11 protein-coding genes, 1 tRNA gene and 1 other annotated feature are annotated in these 17,499 nt (G+C 32.7%); of the genes, 10 read left to right on the top strand and 2 right to left on the bottom strand.

All coding sequences use genetic code 11. From position 1 onward, the window contains the following. Nucleotides 1-8: 8 nt before the first annotated feature. Nucleotides 9-1,184: a M20 metallopeptidase family protein gene (locus tag EV214_RS13925; protein WP_132246825.1), complete on the top strand. Its 1,176-nt coding sequence runs from the start codon at nucleotides 9-11 to the stop codon at nucleotides 1,182-1,184. 127 nt (nucleotides 1,185-1,311) lie between these two features. On the opposite strand, the gene argJ is transcribed toward EV214_RS13925, so the two are convergent. Continuing rightward, on the bottom strand, nucleotides 1,312-2,538 hold the full coding sequence (argJ, locus tag EV214_RS13930; protein ID WP_132246827.1) for a bifunctional glutamate N-acetyltransferase/amino-acid acetyltransferase ArgJ: 1,227 nt from the start codon (nucleotides 2,536-2,538) through the stop codon (nucleotides 1,312-1,314). 21 nt (nucleotides 2,539-2,559) lie between these two features. Then, entirely contained in the window at nucleotides 2,560-3,597 is a 1,038-nt protein-coding gene (gene argC, locus EV214_RS13935; RefSeq protein ID WP_132246829.1) for an N-acetyl-gamma-glutamyl-phosphate reductase, read from the bottom strand. A gap of 142 nt (nucleotides 3,598-3,739) precedes the next feature. Here argC and argB point away from each other — a divergent pair, with 142 nt between their 5' ends. The 9 genes from argB (at nucleotide 3,740) to EV214_RS13980 (ending at nucleotide 17,429) form a co-directional block, all read left to right on the top strand. Continuing rightward, nucleotides 3,740-4,627 carry an acetylglutamate kinase gene (gene argB / locus EV214_RS13940; protein ID WP_132246831.1) on the top strand — a complete coding sequence of 296 codons (888 nt, stop codon included), beginning with the start codon at nucleotides 3,740-3,742 and terminating at the stop codon, nucleotides 4,625-4,627. Next, nucleotides 4,614-5,777 carry an aspartate aminotransferase family protein gene (locus tag EV214_RS13945; protein WP_132246833.1) on the top strand — a complete coding sequence of 388 codons (1,164 nt, stop codon included), beginning with the start codon at nucleotides 4,614-4,616 and terminating at the stop codon, nucleotides 5,775-5,777. The genes argB and EV214_RS13945 overlap by 14 nt, the downstream gene beginning before the upstream one ends. Nucleotides 5,778-6,284: 507 nt before the next feature. Further along, nucleotides 6,285-7,364, top strand: a complete 1,080-nt coding sequence (gene carA / locus EV214_RS13950) for a glutamine-hydrolyzing carbamoyl-phosphate synthase small subunit (protein ID WP_132246835.1) — start codon at nucleotides 6,285-6,287, stop codon at nucleotides 7,362-7,364. Continuing rightward, complete coding sequence (gene carB, locus EV214_RS13955; RefSeq protein WP_132246837.1) at nucleotides 7,355-10,543, top strand: carbamoyl-phosphate synthase (glutamine-hydrolyzing) large subunit; 3,189 nt, start codon at nucleotides 7,355-7,357, stop codon at nucleotides 10,541-10,543. The genes carA and carB overlap by 10 nt, the downstream gene beginning before the upstream one ends. An 82-nt stretch (nucleotides 10,544-10,625) precedes the next feature. Then, nucleotides 10,626-10,831 (top strand) — a binding site (T-box leader). A gap of 126 nt (nucleotides 10,832-10,957) precedes the next feature. Continuing rightward, nucleotides 10,958-12,550: a phosphoglycerate dehydrogenase gene (gene serA / locus EV214_RS13960; RefSeq protein ID WP_132246839.1), complete on the top strand. Its 1,593-nt coding sequence runs from the start codon at nucleotides 10,958-10,960 to the stop codon at nucleotides 12,548-12,550. A gap of 270 nt (nucleotides 12,551-12,820) precedes the next feature. Further along, a complete protein-coding gene (locus EV214_RS13965; protein ID WP_132246841.1) occupies nucleotides 12,821-14,323 on the top strand; it encodes a M1 family metallopeptidase in 1,503 nt (500 codons plus the stop codon). 91 nt (nucleotides 14,324-14,414) lie between these two features. After that, nucleotides 14,415-15,587 carry a D-alanyl-D-alanine carboxypeptidase family protein gene (locus tag EV214_RS13970; protein ID WP_165916379.1) on the top strand — a complete coding sequence of 391 codons (1,173 nt, stop codon included), beginning with the start codon at nucleotides 14,415-14,417 and terminating at the stop codon, nucleotides 15,585-15,587. A gap of 261 nt (nucleotides 15,588-15,848) precedes the next feature. After that, nucleotides 15,849-15,924, top strand: a tRNA-Arg gene (locus EV214_RS13975). A 659-nt stretch (nucleotides 15,925-16,583) separates the two neighbouring features. Continuing rightward, complete coding sequence (locus EV214_RS13980; protein WP_132246845.1) at nucleotides 16,584-17,429, top strand: hypothetical protein; 846 nt, start codon at nucleotides 16,584-16,586, stop codon at nucleotides 17,427-17,429. Nucleotides 17,430-17,499: the final 70 nt, after the last annotated feature.

Below are 17,499 nucleotides of genomic sequence, written 5' to 3' on the forward strand. Positions count from 1 at the left end.
AGAATATGATGGATATACAAAAAAGAGTTAATGAATTATTTCAAGCGCTCGTAGAAATAAGAAGAGATTTCCATATGTACCCAGAACTTAGTGAAAATGAACATAGAACATGTGATAGAATTTGTGAATATTTAGATCAATGGGGAATAGAGTATGAAAAAGGTATTGCTCAAACAGGAATAGTAGCAATCGTTAAGGGAAAAAAAGATGGTAAGACAGTGGGCGCTAGGGCAGATATAGATGCATTGCCTATAATAGAACAAAATGATTTACCTTTCCAATCAGTTTATAAGGGGGTTATGCATGCCTGTGGACATGATGTGCATACTACTATACATCTTGGCGTAGCAAAGCTATTTAAAGAAATGGAAAATGATCTTGAAGGAAATGTAAAAATATTTTTTCAACCAGCAGAAGAAACAATAGGTGGAGCAGACAGAATGATCAAGGAGGGATGCTTGCAAAATCCTCATGTAGACTATGTTACATCCCTTCACTTAATGCCATATATAGATGTAGGGTATGTAGAATTAAAATACGGAAAAGTAAATGCAGCTACCAATGAGTTTTGTATAAAAGTAAGTGGCAAATCAAGCCACGGTGCTTATCCAGAACAATCAATAGATGCTATCGTAACTGCAGGATATATCATCACAGCATTACAAACCTTTGTAAGTAGAAGTATTTCACCACTAAGTTCAGCAGTAGTTACATTAGGACAAATTCATGGTGGAATAAAAAATAATATAATCCCTGCAGAAGTGATTATGTCAGGCACATTGAGAACATTAGATCCAGACACAAGAATATATGCAAAAGAAAAAATTAGGCAAATCGTAGAAAACACAGCAATGGCACATGGTGCAAGTGCAGTAATTGAATTTGAAGAAGGTTATCCAGCGCTGATTAATGATGATGAAGTAGTAGGTATTTTAAAGGACACAGCGCAGAATTTATTAGGCAGTGATAACGTGTTATTCAAGGAGTTCCCAAGTATGGGAGCAGATGATTTTTCATTTTTCTGTAAAGCAACAAAGGCCGCCTATTATAATTTGGGTTGTGGAAACCATAAGAGGGGATGGACAGCACCTATTCATAGTGAATGTTTTATGGTTGATGAAGAATGTATTAAAATAGGTGTTATTTTACAAACACAAACGCTTATTCAATTATTAAAGAAATAACATAGATAAGTATATTGTAAAGCCTTCCGAGTCAGTAGAGCGTATAGATAGAGTAGAAGTTGTAACAACAAATCTCCTTTCTGGTTTAAATAGCATTGCTAATTATACCAGAAAGGAGATTTTATTTTTATGATCTATAATCTCCATTAATTTTCACATAATCATAACTCAAATCACAGCCCCAAGCAGTAGCAGAATGTTCTCCATCTTTTAAATCAATAAGGATATTCACATATTCTTGTTCTAATATGGATTTTGCCAAGGGTTCATCAAAAGGAATACCCATACCATTTTTCGCAACTTGGATGATGCCTACATCATTTTTAAAAGAGATATCAACCTTTTCAGGCATGAAATTTCCATCAGCGTAACCAATGGCACACAATATTCTTCCCCAGTTTGCATCACTACCAAACAATGCAGATTTTACTAAACTCGAACCAATCACAGATTTTGCACAGAGTTTTGCATCTGCTATTGTTTTTGCATGAATGACATCGGTTTCTATTAGCTTTGTTGCACCTTCTCCGTCTTTTGCAATCATTTTTGCAAGTTCTTTATTCACAAAATCAAGGGCTTCTTTAAACTGCATATAATGACCATTCATCGCATAAAGGAAAGTATTTTCTGCCTGCCCATTTGCCATCACGATCACCGTATCATTTGTGCTTGTGTCTCCGTCTACAGAAACCATATTATAGGTATTTTCGATACTACTCTTTAAGACGAATTGCAATAAAGATTTTGAAATATTAATATTTGTTGTAATAAAGCTAAGCATCGTACCCATATTTGGATGAATCATGCCAGAGCCTTTGGCAATGCCACTAATATATATAGGTTTGTCTTCTATTGTAATTTCAACCGTTATCTTTTTTGTGAAAGTATCCGTAGTTGCAATGGCTTTTGCGGCAGATTCTCCACCTATCTTTGACAGTTGTTTGCAAGCTGTTTCTATGCCTGAGGTAATTTTATCTATTGGCATAGGAAAACCGATAATTCCTGTAGAGGCTACCATTACTTCTTTAGCGGATAAACCTAATGCTTCTGCGGTTATATTTGTCATCGTTACTGCGTTGTCAAAGCCCTTTGATCCCGTACAAGCATTGGCGTTTCCGCTGTTTGCTACAATCGCTTGTATATTTTCTGATTTTATATGTTCCATACTCACTAATACAGGAGCGGCCTTTACTTTATTTTTAGTAAATACAGCAGCTGCTACAGCTGGTTTTTCACTGTAAATAACACACAAATCATTATTACCGTTTTTTTTCACGCCACTGTGTATGCCGACAGCTTTAAAACCTGGGACATCTGAGATTGTCTTGTTTTCTAAAATTTTCAATGGAATCATCCTTTCTTTTACATTTTTAATTTATGGTGCCATTGCCATTAGTTCTAAACCGTGCGTTTCATTTATGTTAAATAGAATATTCATATTTTGAATAGCTTGCCCTGCTGCACCTTTCATTAGATTATCTATGGCAGATACTACAATTACTCTTCCCACTCGTTCGTCTACACATACATGTAGATCACAGAGATTTGTTCCTTTTACCCATCTTGTTTCAGGAAAGTTTTTTCTCATTCTTACGAAATAATCATCTCTATAAAAATCTTCATAGATTTTGTTTAAACTTTCTTGCGTGATCTTTTCTTTTAAATTCCCATAACATGTTGCAAGGATTCCTCTATTCATAGGAATTAGATGCGGGGTAAAAGACAAATAGATATTTTCTCCATAGATATTTGAAACTTCTTGTTCGATTTCTGGTGTATGGCGATGACTCCCTACCGCATAAGCTTTTATAGATTCATTACATTCTGCAAAGAGGGTTTGGATATTTTCTTTTCTACCTGCTCCTGATACACCTGATTTCGCATCAATAATAATAGAATTAGGATCAATCAATTTTTCTTTTAATAAAGGAGCTAGTGCTAATATGCTTGCTGTAGGATAGCAGCCTGGATTCGCGATTAAATTGGATTCTTTTATATTCTCTCTATATAGTTCTGGCAAACCGTATATGGAAGCAGCTAACAAATCACTACACCCATGGGTAAGGCCATACCAATTTTCATAAGCCTCTGTACTTTTTAATCGAAAATCTGCGCCTAGATCAATGACCTTTACACCAAGATTAAGGGCTTTTTTTGTTATGTCAAAAGATTTACCATGAGGTAGCGCAATAAAGAGTACATCAATAAGAGAGAATTTGTTCTCGGCTGTATGGATATCTATGCATAGATCTTCTATAAAACGATCATATTGAGGATAAACGTCAGAAAAAGTTAAATTTGTATAACTATGAGAGGATAGAAAAATAATTTCTACTTCTTTATGTCTTTTTAGTAACCAAACTAATTGTTGTCCGGCGTAACCTGTTGAACCTATGATTCCTGCTTTTATCATAAGGGTACCTCCTAAGAATAATTTAATTAATTATACAATAAAATAAATAAATATACAACTAAAATAAATAAAAATATTGAATAATTATTCGAATGCTAGTATAATTATTTAAAACGCATATTCAGAAAGGGGTTAATATAAGATGGATCATCAGAAAATAGCCATATTGATAGAAGCGCTACCTTATATTAAAAAATTTAGAGGAAAAACTTTTGTGATTAAATATGGTGGAAGCATTATGAAAAATATGGATGCTAAAAAAGCATTGATAGAAGATGTAGTACTTTTGAAACTTGTAGGGATTCATGTTGTGATTGTTCATGGAGGTGGGCCAAATATTTCAAATTGGTTAAATAAATTAGATATAGAAACAACATTTGTAAAGGGATTAAGAGTGACAGATGAAAGTGTTATGGAAGTTGTAGAAATGGTGCTTTCGGGAAAAGTTAATAAGGGAATCACTTCTGATTTGTGCAAGCATGGAATTGATGCTGTAGGAATTAGTGGAAGAGATAATCAGCTTATTGCTGCAAAGAAAAAATATATCTATGAAGAAAAAGAAAAAATAGATATAGGGTATGTAGGAGAAGTTGTATCTGTGAATACGAAGCTATTGGACGATTTGCTTCAGAATGGATATTTGCCAGTCATATCGCCTATTGGATGTGATCAGGAAGGAAATATTTATAATATTAATGCAGATTATGTTGCTTCAGCTATAAGTGCAGTTTTGAACGCAGAAAAACTTATATTATTAACAGATGTGGAAGGACTATATAGAGACATTAAAGATACGTCAAGTTTTATTTCAAGTATCGAAGTAGAAGAAATAAAAAAATGTATCAAGGAAGAAGTCATTCTCGGGGGGATGATTCCTAAAATGGAGTGCTGTATAGAAGCCATAGAAAGGGGAACTAAAAATGTACATCTCATTGATGGTAGAAAGGAGCATAGTTTGCTCCTTGAGATATTCACAAATGAAGGAATGGGAACAATGATAAAAGGAGGAGAAAAAAATGAGCAAGCATAATATAATGAATACCTATGGAAGATTTGATGTAACCTTTGAAAAAGGAATTGGAAGTAAAGTATATGACACTGATGGAAAAGAATATATTGATTTTGTCTCCGGAGTTGCAGTAAACTGTTTGGGACATAGTCATCCAGCTATGGTAGCCGCATTGGAAGCACAAAGTAAAACATTAATACATGTTTCTAATTTATACTGGAATAAACAGCAATTAGATTTGGCAAAAAAATTAGCCCAAAATAGTGACCATGAGCAAGTATTTTTTTGCAATAGTGGAACAGAAGCAGTAGAAACAGGACTAAAATTAGCTAGAAAATATGGAAGAATAAAAAATAATAGCAAGAATGAAATCATCTATATGAAAAATGCATTTCATGGAAGAACTTTGGGTGCCTTAGCAGTAACAGGACAAGAGAAGTATCAAAAAGATTTTATGCCTTTAATGGAAGGGGTAAAAAGTATAGAGTTTGATGATATAGCTGCTTTGGAGAAAAATATAAATGAAAACACTTGTGCTGTGATTGTCGAGCCAATTCAAGGAGAAGGCGGAATCATAAAAGCAACAAAAGCATTTTTGCAAGAAGCACGAGGGTTATGTGATAAATTTGATGCATTATTAATATTTGATGAAGTTCAGTGTGGGATTGGAAGAGTAGGTACGTTATTTGCTTATCAAAGCTTTGGAGTAATTCCAGATATAATTTGTATGGCGAAAGGACTAGGTGGAGGTTTTCCAATAGGGGCAACCCTTGCAAATGAAAAATCAGCAAGTGCTTTTGTACCAGGAGATCATGGATGTACATTTGGAGGAAGTCCTTTGGCTTGTGCAGTATCACTCGCCGTTTTAGAAGAGTTGGTAGATAACGGAATTATTCATGGTGTTAATGAGAAGAGTAAATATTTTGTCGAGAAGCTAAAAATCTTACAAAATAAATATCCTGTCATAGAAAGTATCCAAGGTATGGGACTTATACTTGGAATTAAAGTAAACATAGATCCGAAAATGATTGTAGGGAAGTGTTTTGAAAAAGGACTACTTCTAGTAGGTGCAGGGAAAGATGTTGTAAGGATATTGCCACCATTAAATGTAAAAAACGAAGAGATCGATCAATGTATAACGATATTACAAGATGCGTTAAAGGAAGTATAGACAAAATGGAAAAAAAAGAATGATTGACAATTCGTTCGAAAATATGGTACTATATAATGAAAATAGAATATAGTACCTTTAAATCGGTCCAGAGAGGCTGAAAAGGATGTGATAAAGAAGATACACATGATTCGTGATAATATCTGATATTTGTGTATGTAAAAATATGCCTTTTGCCTCTAGCAAAAGGTTTTTTTAATAAAAAAAATAGTTATGAACAAAAGCATATATATATGAATAGTTGCGCAAAGTATAGATATTAATTTAGTAGGACAATAAATAACGTGATTTGTAAATGTGTATGTAATCAAAATAGTAGTTAGGATTATGAGAAATAAGAATGTATTTAAAAATAAATCGGTTTATAAAAATCAAATATAAAAGAAGAAAAAAATTTAAAACTGATTGAATAATTATATAATGTTATGTATAATTATAAATAAAATTGTTGCGTATAAATTATGATAATTGATGAATGAATATATAAAACTGATGGAGGGATGCAAAATGAATGGAATATTGTATCTAGAAGATGGAACAGTGTATAAAGGAAAAGGGTTTGGAAAAAAAGGAACCTCTGTAGGGGAACTGGTATTTAATACTTCTATTACAGGGTATCAGGAAATATTAACAGATCCATCTTATGCAGGACAAATTATCACTATGACTTATCCATTAATAGGAAATTACGGGATTAATAGTTCGGAAAGTGAATCTTCTAAAATATATGCAAAAGGCCTTGTGACAAAATCGATTGATCAAAATCCTTCTAATTATATGAGTGAGTACACATTAGAAGAAATGCTTCAAAAAATGGGGATTGTAGGGATTTGTGATGTGGATACACGAAGTATCACTAAAAGAATTAGAAATGAAGGGGCACTAAAGTGTATTATATCCAACGAAGATTTATCTATGGAACAATTAGATGAAATTTTAAAAGAAAAAAAGTTAAAAGAAGATTGGATGAAGATTGTTGGAACAAAAGAAGTTTTTCATATAGAAGGGAAAGGACCTAAAATTGCTGTGTTAGATTTTGGCATAAAGCAAAATATATTAAACAATTTAAAATATAGAAATTGTGATATTACTGTATTTCCTTACGATACAAGTTATGAAGAAATCATGAATAGTAGCCCTGATGGTGTACTTCTTAGTAATGGACCTGGAAATCCTAAAGCAGCGACAGAAGCGATCGAAACAATAAAGAAAATTATCAAAAAAATTCCTACTTTCGGCATATGTATGGGACATCAAGTACTGTCATTAGCAGTAGGGGGGGATACTTACAAAATGAAGTATGGACACAGAGGTGGAAATCACGGTGTTTATGATATCACAAGAGATAAAGCCTATATTACTTCTCAAAACCATGGCTATGCAGTAGATCGAAAGAGCGTAGAAGAAAATGGAATGGAGATTACACATATTAATTTAAATGATAATACAGTAGAAGGAATGAGACATAAAGAACTTCCGGTTTTTTCAGTACAGTACCACCCAGAAGGTGCACCAGGACCAACAGATTCTACGTATCTATTTGATAAATTCATAGATCATTTAAAGGAGGGTGACAAATGCCTATAGATCAAACATTAAAAAAGGTAATGATAATAGGATCGGGGCCTATTATCATTGGACAAGCAGCAGAATTCGATTATTCAGGAACACAAGCGTGTAAAGCAATAAAAGAAGAAGGAATTGAAACGATTCTTGTCAACAGCAATCCAGCTACGATTATGACCGATACAAACGTAGCAGATAAGGTATATATAGAGCCTTTAAATGTAGAAAGCGTAGAAAAGATTATAGCCCAAGAAAAACCGGATGGAATTTTACCAGGCTTTGGAGGTCAAACAGGGCTTAATTTAGCTATGAAGTTAAGTGAAATGGGCATACTTGACAAATATGGCGTGAAATTACTAGGAACCAACAGTGAAACTATAAAAAAAGCAGAGGATAGAGAAGAATTTAAAAAACTCATGATAGAGATTGATGAGCCGATTCCTATGAGCATTATTGCAACAAAGCTAGAAGAATGTGAAGCATTTGTTGAAAACCATGGATATCCTGTGATTATCAGACCTGCCTATACATTAGGAGGAACAGGAGGGGGTATTGCTTCCAATTATGATCAACTCATTGAAATTTGTCAAAGAGGAATAGAGAATAGCCCCATTGGACAGATATTGCTAGAACAAAGTGTAGCAGGATGGAAGGAAATTGAATATGAAGTAATAAGAGATAAAAAGGACAATTGTATTATTATATGTAATATGGAAAATATGGACCCTGTAGGCGTGCATACAGGAGATAGTATTGTTGTTGCCCCTTCTCAAACACTAAGGGATAAAGAATATCAGATGCTAAGACAATCATCCATCAAAATTATAAGAAGCTTAAAGATTGAAGGTGGATGCAACATACAGTTTGCCCTAGATCCAAAAAGTAATAATTATATTGTCATAGAAGTAAATCCAAGGGTAAGTAGATCGAGTGCACTTGCGTCAAAAGCAGCAGGATATCCAATTGCAAAAATAGGTGCAAAAATTGCAATCGGCTTTAGTTTAGATGAACTAAAAAACTATGTAACAAAGAATTCTAGTGCTTGTTTTGAACCATCACTAGATTATATTGTCGTAAAATTTCCAAAATGGCCTTTTGATAAATTCAATAAGGCCGAAAGAACGCTTGGAACCCAGATGAAAGCAACAGGAGAAGTCATGGCCATTAGCAGAAGCTTTGAAAGTGCAATTTTAAAGGCACTCATTTGCCTAGAGTCTAAATTTACAGGACTTAGAATGTTTTCTATTATGGATATGAATACAGAAGCGTTAAATAATAAAATAAAAAAATGTGATGATGAGAGAATATTTGCGCTAGCGGAGGCTTTAAGAAGAGGGAGAACTGTTTCTGAGCTACATGAAATGACGCAAATCGATCCGTGGTTTTTAAATGGTTTAAATAATATTATAAATATGGAAAATAGATTGCAAAAAGAAAAAATGGATGAAAAATTACTTTATGAAGCAGAAGCAATGGGTTTTACAGATAAAGAAATCAGTGATTTAACAGAAATTCAATATGAGAAACTTCAAAAAATGCGTAAAGAATATGATATTCATCCTGTATATAAAATGGTTGATACTTGTAGTGGTGAATTTGACGCACAAACGCCTTATTACTATTCTTGCTATGAAGAGGAAGATGAAAATATTATATCAGATAAAAAGAAAGTATTGGTGATTGGTTCAGGACCTATCCGAATTGGGCAAGGGATAGAATTTGATTATTCTTGTGTTCATGGGGTATGGGCGATCAAAGAAGCAGGGTATGAATCTATTATGATGAATAACAATCCAGAAACAGTAAGTACGGATTTTGATACGGCAGACAAACTTTATTTTGAATCATTATATATAGATGATGTAATGAATGTAGTTAACAACGAAAAACCAGAGGGTGTGATTCTCCAATTAGGAGGACAGACTTCTGTAAATCTAGCACCAAAGCTCTTTGAAAGAGGCGTAAATATATTAGGAACGTCTTATCAGTCAATGGATATGGCAGAAGATCGAGATAAATTTAGAAACTTTTTAGAAAAAATAGAGATTCCTAGTCCAACAGGAAAAGCGGTTACAAGTATGGAGGAAGCGTTAGAAACAGTAGAGATATTAGGGTATCCAGTAGTTGTTAGACCTTCATATGTGATCGGTGGACGTGCGATGCAGGTGGTTTATGATTTAGAAGGATTAAAACGATATATGCAAGAGGCTGTGAATTTATCAAAAAAATATCCAATCCTCATTGATAAATATGTAAAAGGAATTGAAATAGAAGTAGATGCTATAGGAGATGGAGAAGATATATTAATTCCAGGTATTATGGAGCATGTAGAAAGAACAGGGGTGCACTCTGGAGATAGTATTACAATATATCCACACATAACCTTAAATCAAGATACAATAGACAAGTTAGTAGCGTATACAAAAAAGATTGCAAAAGGACTCGACATTATTGGTCTTGTAAATATTCAATATGTATTTGATGGAAAAGATATATATGTGATCGAAGTAAATCCGAGAGCATCAAGAACGGTTCCAATATTAAGCAAAGTAACAGGGGTGCCAATGGTAAAATTAGCAGTAGATGCAATGCTTGGAAAAAAACTAAAAGATAGTGATTATGGAATAGGACTTATGGAAAAGAAAAATTTATACGCTGTAAAAGTTCCAGTGTTTTCAGGTGAGAAGCTTGCCGATGTGGATATGCATCTAGGACCAGAAATGAAATCTACTGGAGAAGTATTAGGCATTGATAGAGATTTAAATAAAGCAATCTATAAAGGATTTAGTGCTTCAGGAATTAAAATTCCTACAGAAGGCGCAATATATGTTTCCTTAAAAGCTGTAGATAAAGAAGAAGGATTGGAGATCATAAGGGATTATGTAGATTTAGGATTTAAACTATATGGTTCTGTAGGGACTGCAAATTTCTTAAATAAACATAATGTTTCTTGTGAAACAATTCCTTTGTTTGAGGTGGATAAACGCATTGCAGATGGAACCATAAATATGATGATTAATACACCTACAAGAGGAAACAATGAATATAGCTTAGGATTTAGAATTAGAAGAAAAATGACTGAATATCGACTGCCTATATTTACATGCATCGATACAGCAAGAATATTCAAAGTAGCCATTGAGATTAGAAAGAATAATGAGGAGATCGAGCATAAGACACTCGCTCAATATTTAGAATAAAAATAATATTTTAGAGGTTGCTTTTATAAGAGATAAGTAATATAATAAGTAAAAATACTTTGTTTCATAAAATGGTTCATATCAAAAAGCGATGAACGGTAGTAGTAAATAATACTTTGCTTTTAGAGAGTCGATGGTTGGTGAAAATCGATAGCGAAGGTTATTGAATCCGACCGAAAGCTGTGTAGGGGTAAAAACCTATGCCGGAGAAATTCCGTTATCAAGTAAGAGACTGCATATGCAGTAAAAAAAGGTGGTACCACGTGGATCTATATCCTCGTCCTTGAGTTGAATCAAGGATGGGGATTTTTTATTTTTATGCATAGAAGATGGATACAAAAAGCGTTAGAAGAACAAGAAAAATAAACAGAATATTAACAATAATTCCGCAATAAAGAACAGGAGAGATTAAAAATGGGAAAGAGAAAAAAAGTCATTATAACTGAAAGAATTGATGAAGAAGGAATTAAGCTACTACAAAAACATTTAGATGTAGATGTATGTCTTGATATTTCAAGAGAAGAATTATTAAAAAGAATCCATGAATATGATGCGATTATTGTTAGAAGTGCAACAAAAGTGAATAAAGAATTAATTTCTTTTGCAGAAAAACTAAAGGTAGTAGGAAGAGCAGGAAATGGTACAGATAATATAGATCTACCAGAAGCAACAAAGAGAGGAATAATTGTAGCCAATACACCAGACAGCAATACGATGTCTGCAGCAGAACTTGCAATAGGATTATTGATGGCACAATCAAGAAATATCCCTCAGGCAAATGGGTATATTAAATCAGGAAAATGGGAGAGAAATAGATTTAAAGGGGTAGAGCTTTACAACAAAACTTTAGGGATTATTGGACTTGGTAGAATAGGGTCACTCGTTGCTACAAGAATGAATGCCTTTGGAATGAAGGTTATCGCTTATGATCCATATATATCTGATGAAAGATTTAAGCGATTCAATGTGGAGAAAAAAAGTACTTTAAAAGAGTTAATAGAGGAATCTGACTTCATTACGGTACATACACCAAAGACAAAAGAAACTTATGGCATGATTGGAGAAAAAGAGATTGCATGGATGAAGCCAGGGATAAGACTTGTGAATGATGCTAGAGGCGGAATTATTAACGAGAAAGCATTATTAAAAGGGATTCAAAGTGGAAAGATTGCTAGTGCTGGACTAGACGTACATGAAGAAGAACCAAGTATTAATAACCCTTTATTTGAATTAGACAATGTTATTGTAACACCACATATTGGTGCAAGCACAATCGAAGCCCAAATAAACGTAGGGGTTACTGCATCAGAGCAAGTGATCAATGCTTTAAATGGAGAGATCGTACCCAATGCAGTAAATTTACCAACCATGCATAGAGATGAATTAGCAGCAATGAAACCTTATATTGAATTAATGGAGAAACTAGGTAAGATTTATTATCAACTGTATCAAAACCCAATTGAGCATGTAAGTATTGAATATTGGGGAAGTATTGGCAAGCAAGATACAGAAATGAGTACGATTGCATTTGTAAAGGGCTTGTTAGAGCCTGTAGTAGAAGACAAGGTAAACTATATTAATGCTATGATTTTGGCGGAACAAAGAGGAATGGGTGTAGAACAAAGAAAAATGAAAGAAAATTATGATGGATATACGGACTATATTGAAATTAAGATTAAAACCAAAGAAGGAACTTTTAAGATTGGAGGAAACTTATCGTCCAAAAGGGAAGGCCGATTGATGAATATTGAAGGATATGAAGTAGATGTAAATCCAAGCAAGCATATGTTGTTTATAAAAAATATGGACGTTCCAGGGGTAATTGGACATATTGGTATGGTACTAGGAGAAGAAAAGATTAACGTTGCAACCATGCAAGTAGGAAGAAATGCAATAGGAGAAAAAGCATTGATGGTACTGACAATCGATGATGCCGTATCAAATAAGAGCTTAGAGAAAGTAATGAAAAAAGAAAATGTATTAAGTGCAAAATACGTAAAATTATAGAGAATAAAAGCCAACAGTGGCTTTTATTTTTTAATCTTTAAAGCAAACTTTTTTTTATACAAACATTAAAATTTTATAAAATACCAAGCGAACAAATGTATTTGTATATAAAAATAGAATAGGAAACTGTCTGGATGAATAATCTATTTAAGAGAACCTAAAAATCAAGTATAATAGTAATAAGTGGCAATAAAAAATAAATGCTTTAATATTTTCTGTTATTTTAACGATGATATTTGTTATCTCTAAAGTATTTTTAGGAGGAGTAAAATGAGAAAAAAGATAAGTATTATTTTATTCATAATCATATTTCTGCTTACAGGGTGTAAAGAAAAAGAGATAGAAGAATCAAAAAAAACTGCACCAATCGTAGAAGATGTAAATGTAATGAATCTTCAAAGAATTGACAACTATGATATGAATCTTGTCTTTTATCCAGAAGATGCAACCATTAAGGGAATACAAAAGATAGACTATATGAACAAAGAGAATGTTTCTTTGGCAGAGGTATATTTTCACTTGTATCCAAATAGCTTTCGCAAAAAAGAAACCACACCATTTTTGATGGATGATTTTAAACGTGCTTATCCAGAAGGATTTCAACCAGGAGCTATAGATGTACAAAAGGTAGCAGTTAATGGAAAAACCATGAGTTATCATCTGGAAGGAAAAGGAGAAACTATTCTCAAAGTAGTATTACCGAAAGCAATCAAGCCTGAAGAGCGCGTTTTAATAGAGATGACCTATACAGTAAAAATTCCGCCTGCTCAGGAGCGATTTGGATATGGGGAGGATACTTTTAATCTTGGAAATTGGTATCCGATTGCGGCGGTATATGATGAAACAGGATGGAACTTAGATCCATATTATGCATTAGGAGATCCATTTTATAGTGATGTAAGTAATTATAATGTGCATATAGAAACACCAAAAGATTATATGATTGCATCTTCAGGGAATGTTATGAAAGATGAAGTAGTAAATGGAAGCAGGTTTTTAGATATAGAAGCAAAACAAATGAGAGATTTCGCTTGGGTAATTAGCAAAGATTTCGAACTAGTAGAAAAAGATGTGGAAGGCACTACACTAAAAATGTATTTTATAAAGGAGCAACAATTAACAAGTGAGATTATGGATATCGCTACAGCATCAGCAGAAAACGCAATAAAAACTTTTAATCGTGTATATGGAAAATATCCTTATGCGCAGTATTCTGTTGTACAAACAAACTTCCCAAGTGGTATGGAATATCCAGGAATTGTCTTTATTATGAAAGATGCATATAGTGATGCATGGAAAGATTACTTAGAGGTTGTTATTGTTCATGAAACAGGGCATCAGTGGTGGTATGGTGTTGTTGGAAATAATGAGATTGATGAAGCTTGGTTAGATGAGAGCTTAACTTCTTATTCAGAAGTTATCTATGAAAGAGAAATAAAAGGGAAAGAATTAGCTGACAAATATTATAAATATATGCATAAAGAAGCATATGTGAAGGCAGCACCCCGCATAGAGAATGAGAAGATTTTAAGGCCACTGAACCAGTTTGAAGGTTGGGAGGATTATGGGACTTTGGTTTATAATAAAGGGGCTATGTTTATTCATGCAATCTACGAAACATATGGCGAAGAAAAGTTTTATGAGATTATGCAAAACTACTTTAATACCTATAAATTCAAAAATGCTACAACAAAGGATTTTAAGAAAGTTTGTGAAGAAGTTACAGGTGAAAATTTAGATGGATTTTTTAATAAATGGTTATTGGCACAATAAGGAACAAAGCCACAGGAAAAATGCCCTGTGGTTTTATTTTCGGCATTCCTATAATATAGGAATATAAGTAGACATAATGGGGGGGACAAAATTGAAAAAGATTATAACAATTATAACCGTATTTATTTTTATATTGAATTTTTCATTTTCTTTTGCACAAGATGAAGTAGCGATCAACGCAAATGCTGTACTATTAATGGAAGAAAAATCTGGAGAAATTCTATTTTGTAAGAGTATAAAGAAAAAATTTCCACCTGCGAGTATTACAAAACTAATGACATATCTTGTTACTATGGAAGCTATAGGAAAGGTTTCGATGGATGATGACGTATTCATAAGTGAGAAAGCAGTCAATGAGAGGGGAGTTAGCTATAAACTAAAACAAGGGGAAACCATAAAACTGGGAGAACTTGTAAAAGTCATGATGATTGTTTCAGCAAATGATGCAGCGATGGCGATTGCAGAGTATGTGGGTGGAGATGAAGGGAATTTCGTAAAAATGATGAATGAAAGCGCAAAAGCATTGGGTATGAATAATACGCATTTTGTAAATCCAAATGGCATGCCAGAAAAAGAAGTAGGAAATGAAATGTCAGCGCATGATATCGCGATCCTTGCGAAATATTTAATCAATCATTATAAAGAAGAACTATTGGTACTTACAGACCAAGAATTTTATGAAAATCCAGAAAGAAACTTTTATAAGCAAAATACAAATGGATTACTCAAAATAATTCCAGAAGTAGACGGATTAAAAACAGGATATACAGACGAAGCGGGATGGTGTTTAGCATCTACGATGCTTGTGAAAAAGAAAAATGAGAATGAACAAGACTTTCGATTAATCAGTGTTGTACTTGGGACAGAAAGTGAATGGAGTCGGGTTAAAGAAAGTAAAAAATTATTAGAGTATGGGGCAATGAACTTTGCGAATCAAAAAATTGTAAAGTCAAAAGAAATGGTTCAAGAAATAAATTTATGGGGCGCGAAGAAACTGCCGATTCAACTTTTGGCAAAAAAAGATCTTTGGGCATTTGGCTTAAAAGAAGAAATCGAGAAAGGTAGAGTAGTTTCTTTATTAGATACAATGCCTTATCCTATTGACAAGGGACAAAAACTTGGGGAATTAAATATTACATTATATAATGAAAAGATAATACAAGTAGATTTAATCAGTGATCGAGATGTAAAGAAAATTCCTTTTTGGGTGTTGATCACTAAATTTTGGAAAGTTGTTGCGAGTGTTTTTTCTAGTATATTATAAGCATAATTTTTTTATATATGAAAATTAAGGGATCATCAAAAAAGGTAAGGCTGATGTAGTCGGAGACTCCAAATCAATATAATAAATTCGAAGTAGATGGAATCACTGTATATGTGTACAAAGGTGCTGTAGTAAAAAATACTTTAAGATTTGTACTTAGAAACTATTTCTTTTTTAAAGAAATAGAAATGGAATGAATTAGTATATTGTAGTAGATACTTGACAAAATCAGAAAATAAGATTATCATATTAATGATATTTGCACCCGTAGCTCAGCGGATAGAGCGTCGGTTTCCTAAACCGTGCGTCGGAGGTTCGATTCCTCTCGGGTGCACCAAATTTAAACCTCATTTTCCTTGGTTTTTTAAGGAAGGTGAGGTTTTTTGTTTTGTGGGGGGATTTTTAGGTAGTTGCGATTAGTTTCTAAAAAAGGTTGGTTGTGGTTGTCGTTAGGACGTCAAAAGGAAGTCGTGGATGGGTTGGTGATGAAATAGTGTTTAATATAATCACAGGTAAGAAAAGCAAAAAAACTAGAAGAGGGAATATACCAATTATATTTCCTCTTCTAATTTTATTTTTCATTTATTGTAGGAAGGGAATTTATCCCTTCTTCAATACTTAAAGTATGAAGATGATTAAAATAACATAATCAATCTGTAGTGAACACAAGCGAATAGTCATTGCAATCAACCTAAAATAAATGTAAGATTTCATTTTAAGTACCCTCCCATCTAATTTTGTAAGGATAGCTTTGAATGCGATACTGTGTTATTCTACTATAAAATTCAAAATAATACAATGCAAAATAATGGTGAAACTAAGTTGTTTCAATGGGCGTATAACTATGATATATTTTAATTTTGATTTATAGGTTAAGGTAAGAATAATTTTAAAGAATGGAAAGGCTATTTTAGATTTGGTATAATTAAGTAATAATCACTTATGTTTGATTAAATGAATGGGCTTTAATAGAAAATTCGATAGAAGGTGAAATGAATGATAGAAAATATAATAAAAGATTTGAAAGAATATTTTAGTAAGTCATCAATATATTTAGATATGAATTCTACTGATGAAAATAAAATTAGATTAGGTTGCTCAAAAACCAGAGTGCACATGAACTTGTATTGGGAAGATATCTTTTATTTGATAGATGAAGAAAACAGATTTGGAGATATTAAATCGGCTATCCAGAGTAAGGGGGTAATTAACAAAATGGGTTTAATTGAGAGCTTATTTGGTTACTTATCTTATGAAGGATTATATTCGTATAATAATAAGAAATTGAAATTATGGAATTATAAACTAAACTCTTTTAAAGATAGATATATCGAGGGCTTCTATAAAGATAATTACGCTGAGTTTAGTATACAGCCAACAGTAAATGTTAGCATAGAAGAGTTAATATGTAATTTTCAAATAGAAAATGTTGAAATTAATATAGCATATCCAAGTGATATTTATAGGTTAATATTCCAAGGTATTAAACCGTTAACAACATTTAGAATTGAGTGGGATAACGATATAACAATTTCTTTAAGGAAAAATGATAAATCAAAATTAAAACTTGAAGAAGTTGAAAAGTATTTACAGCAAGCTTTGTTTATTTTAAATATTTATTACCCTCAAGTTTTTATTTTTGGAAGTAGTAATAATGATTATATGGAGCACAATATTAACTATAAGCAAAAATTTGCAGGACAAATTGTAGAAAGCAAACATATTGAACCTATTATTTACTATAATGAAGGAATTAATTCAACTAAAGAAACTGCTTTTTATTATTTTTATAAAGTTTTAGAATATTATTTTGATATTATATATAACGTATTAATGATTTAACACTGGGAAAAATTACAATCAAATATTCCGCCTCTTTGATGATATTATGTAAACATAATCTATGAGGGGA

Origin of the sequence: Marinisporobacter balticus (genome assembly GCF_004345705.1) — a bacterium.
Lineage (GTDB): Bacteria > Bacillota > Clostridia > Peptostreptococcales > Thermotaleaceae > Marinisporobacter > Marinisporobacter balticus.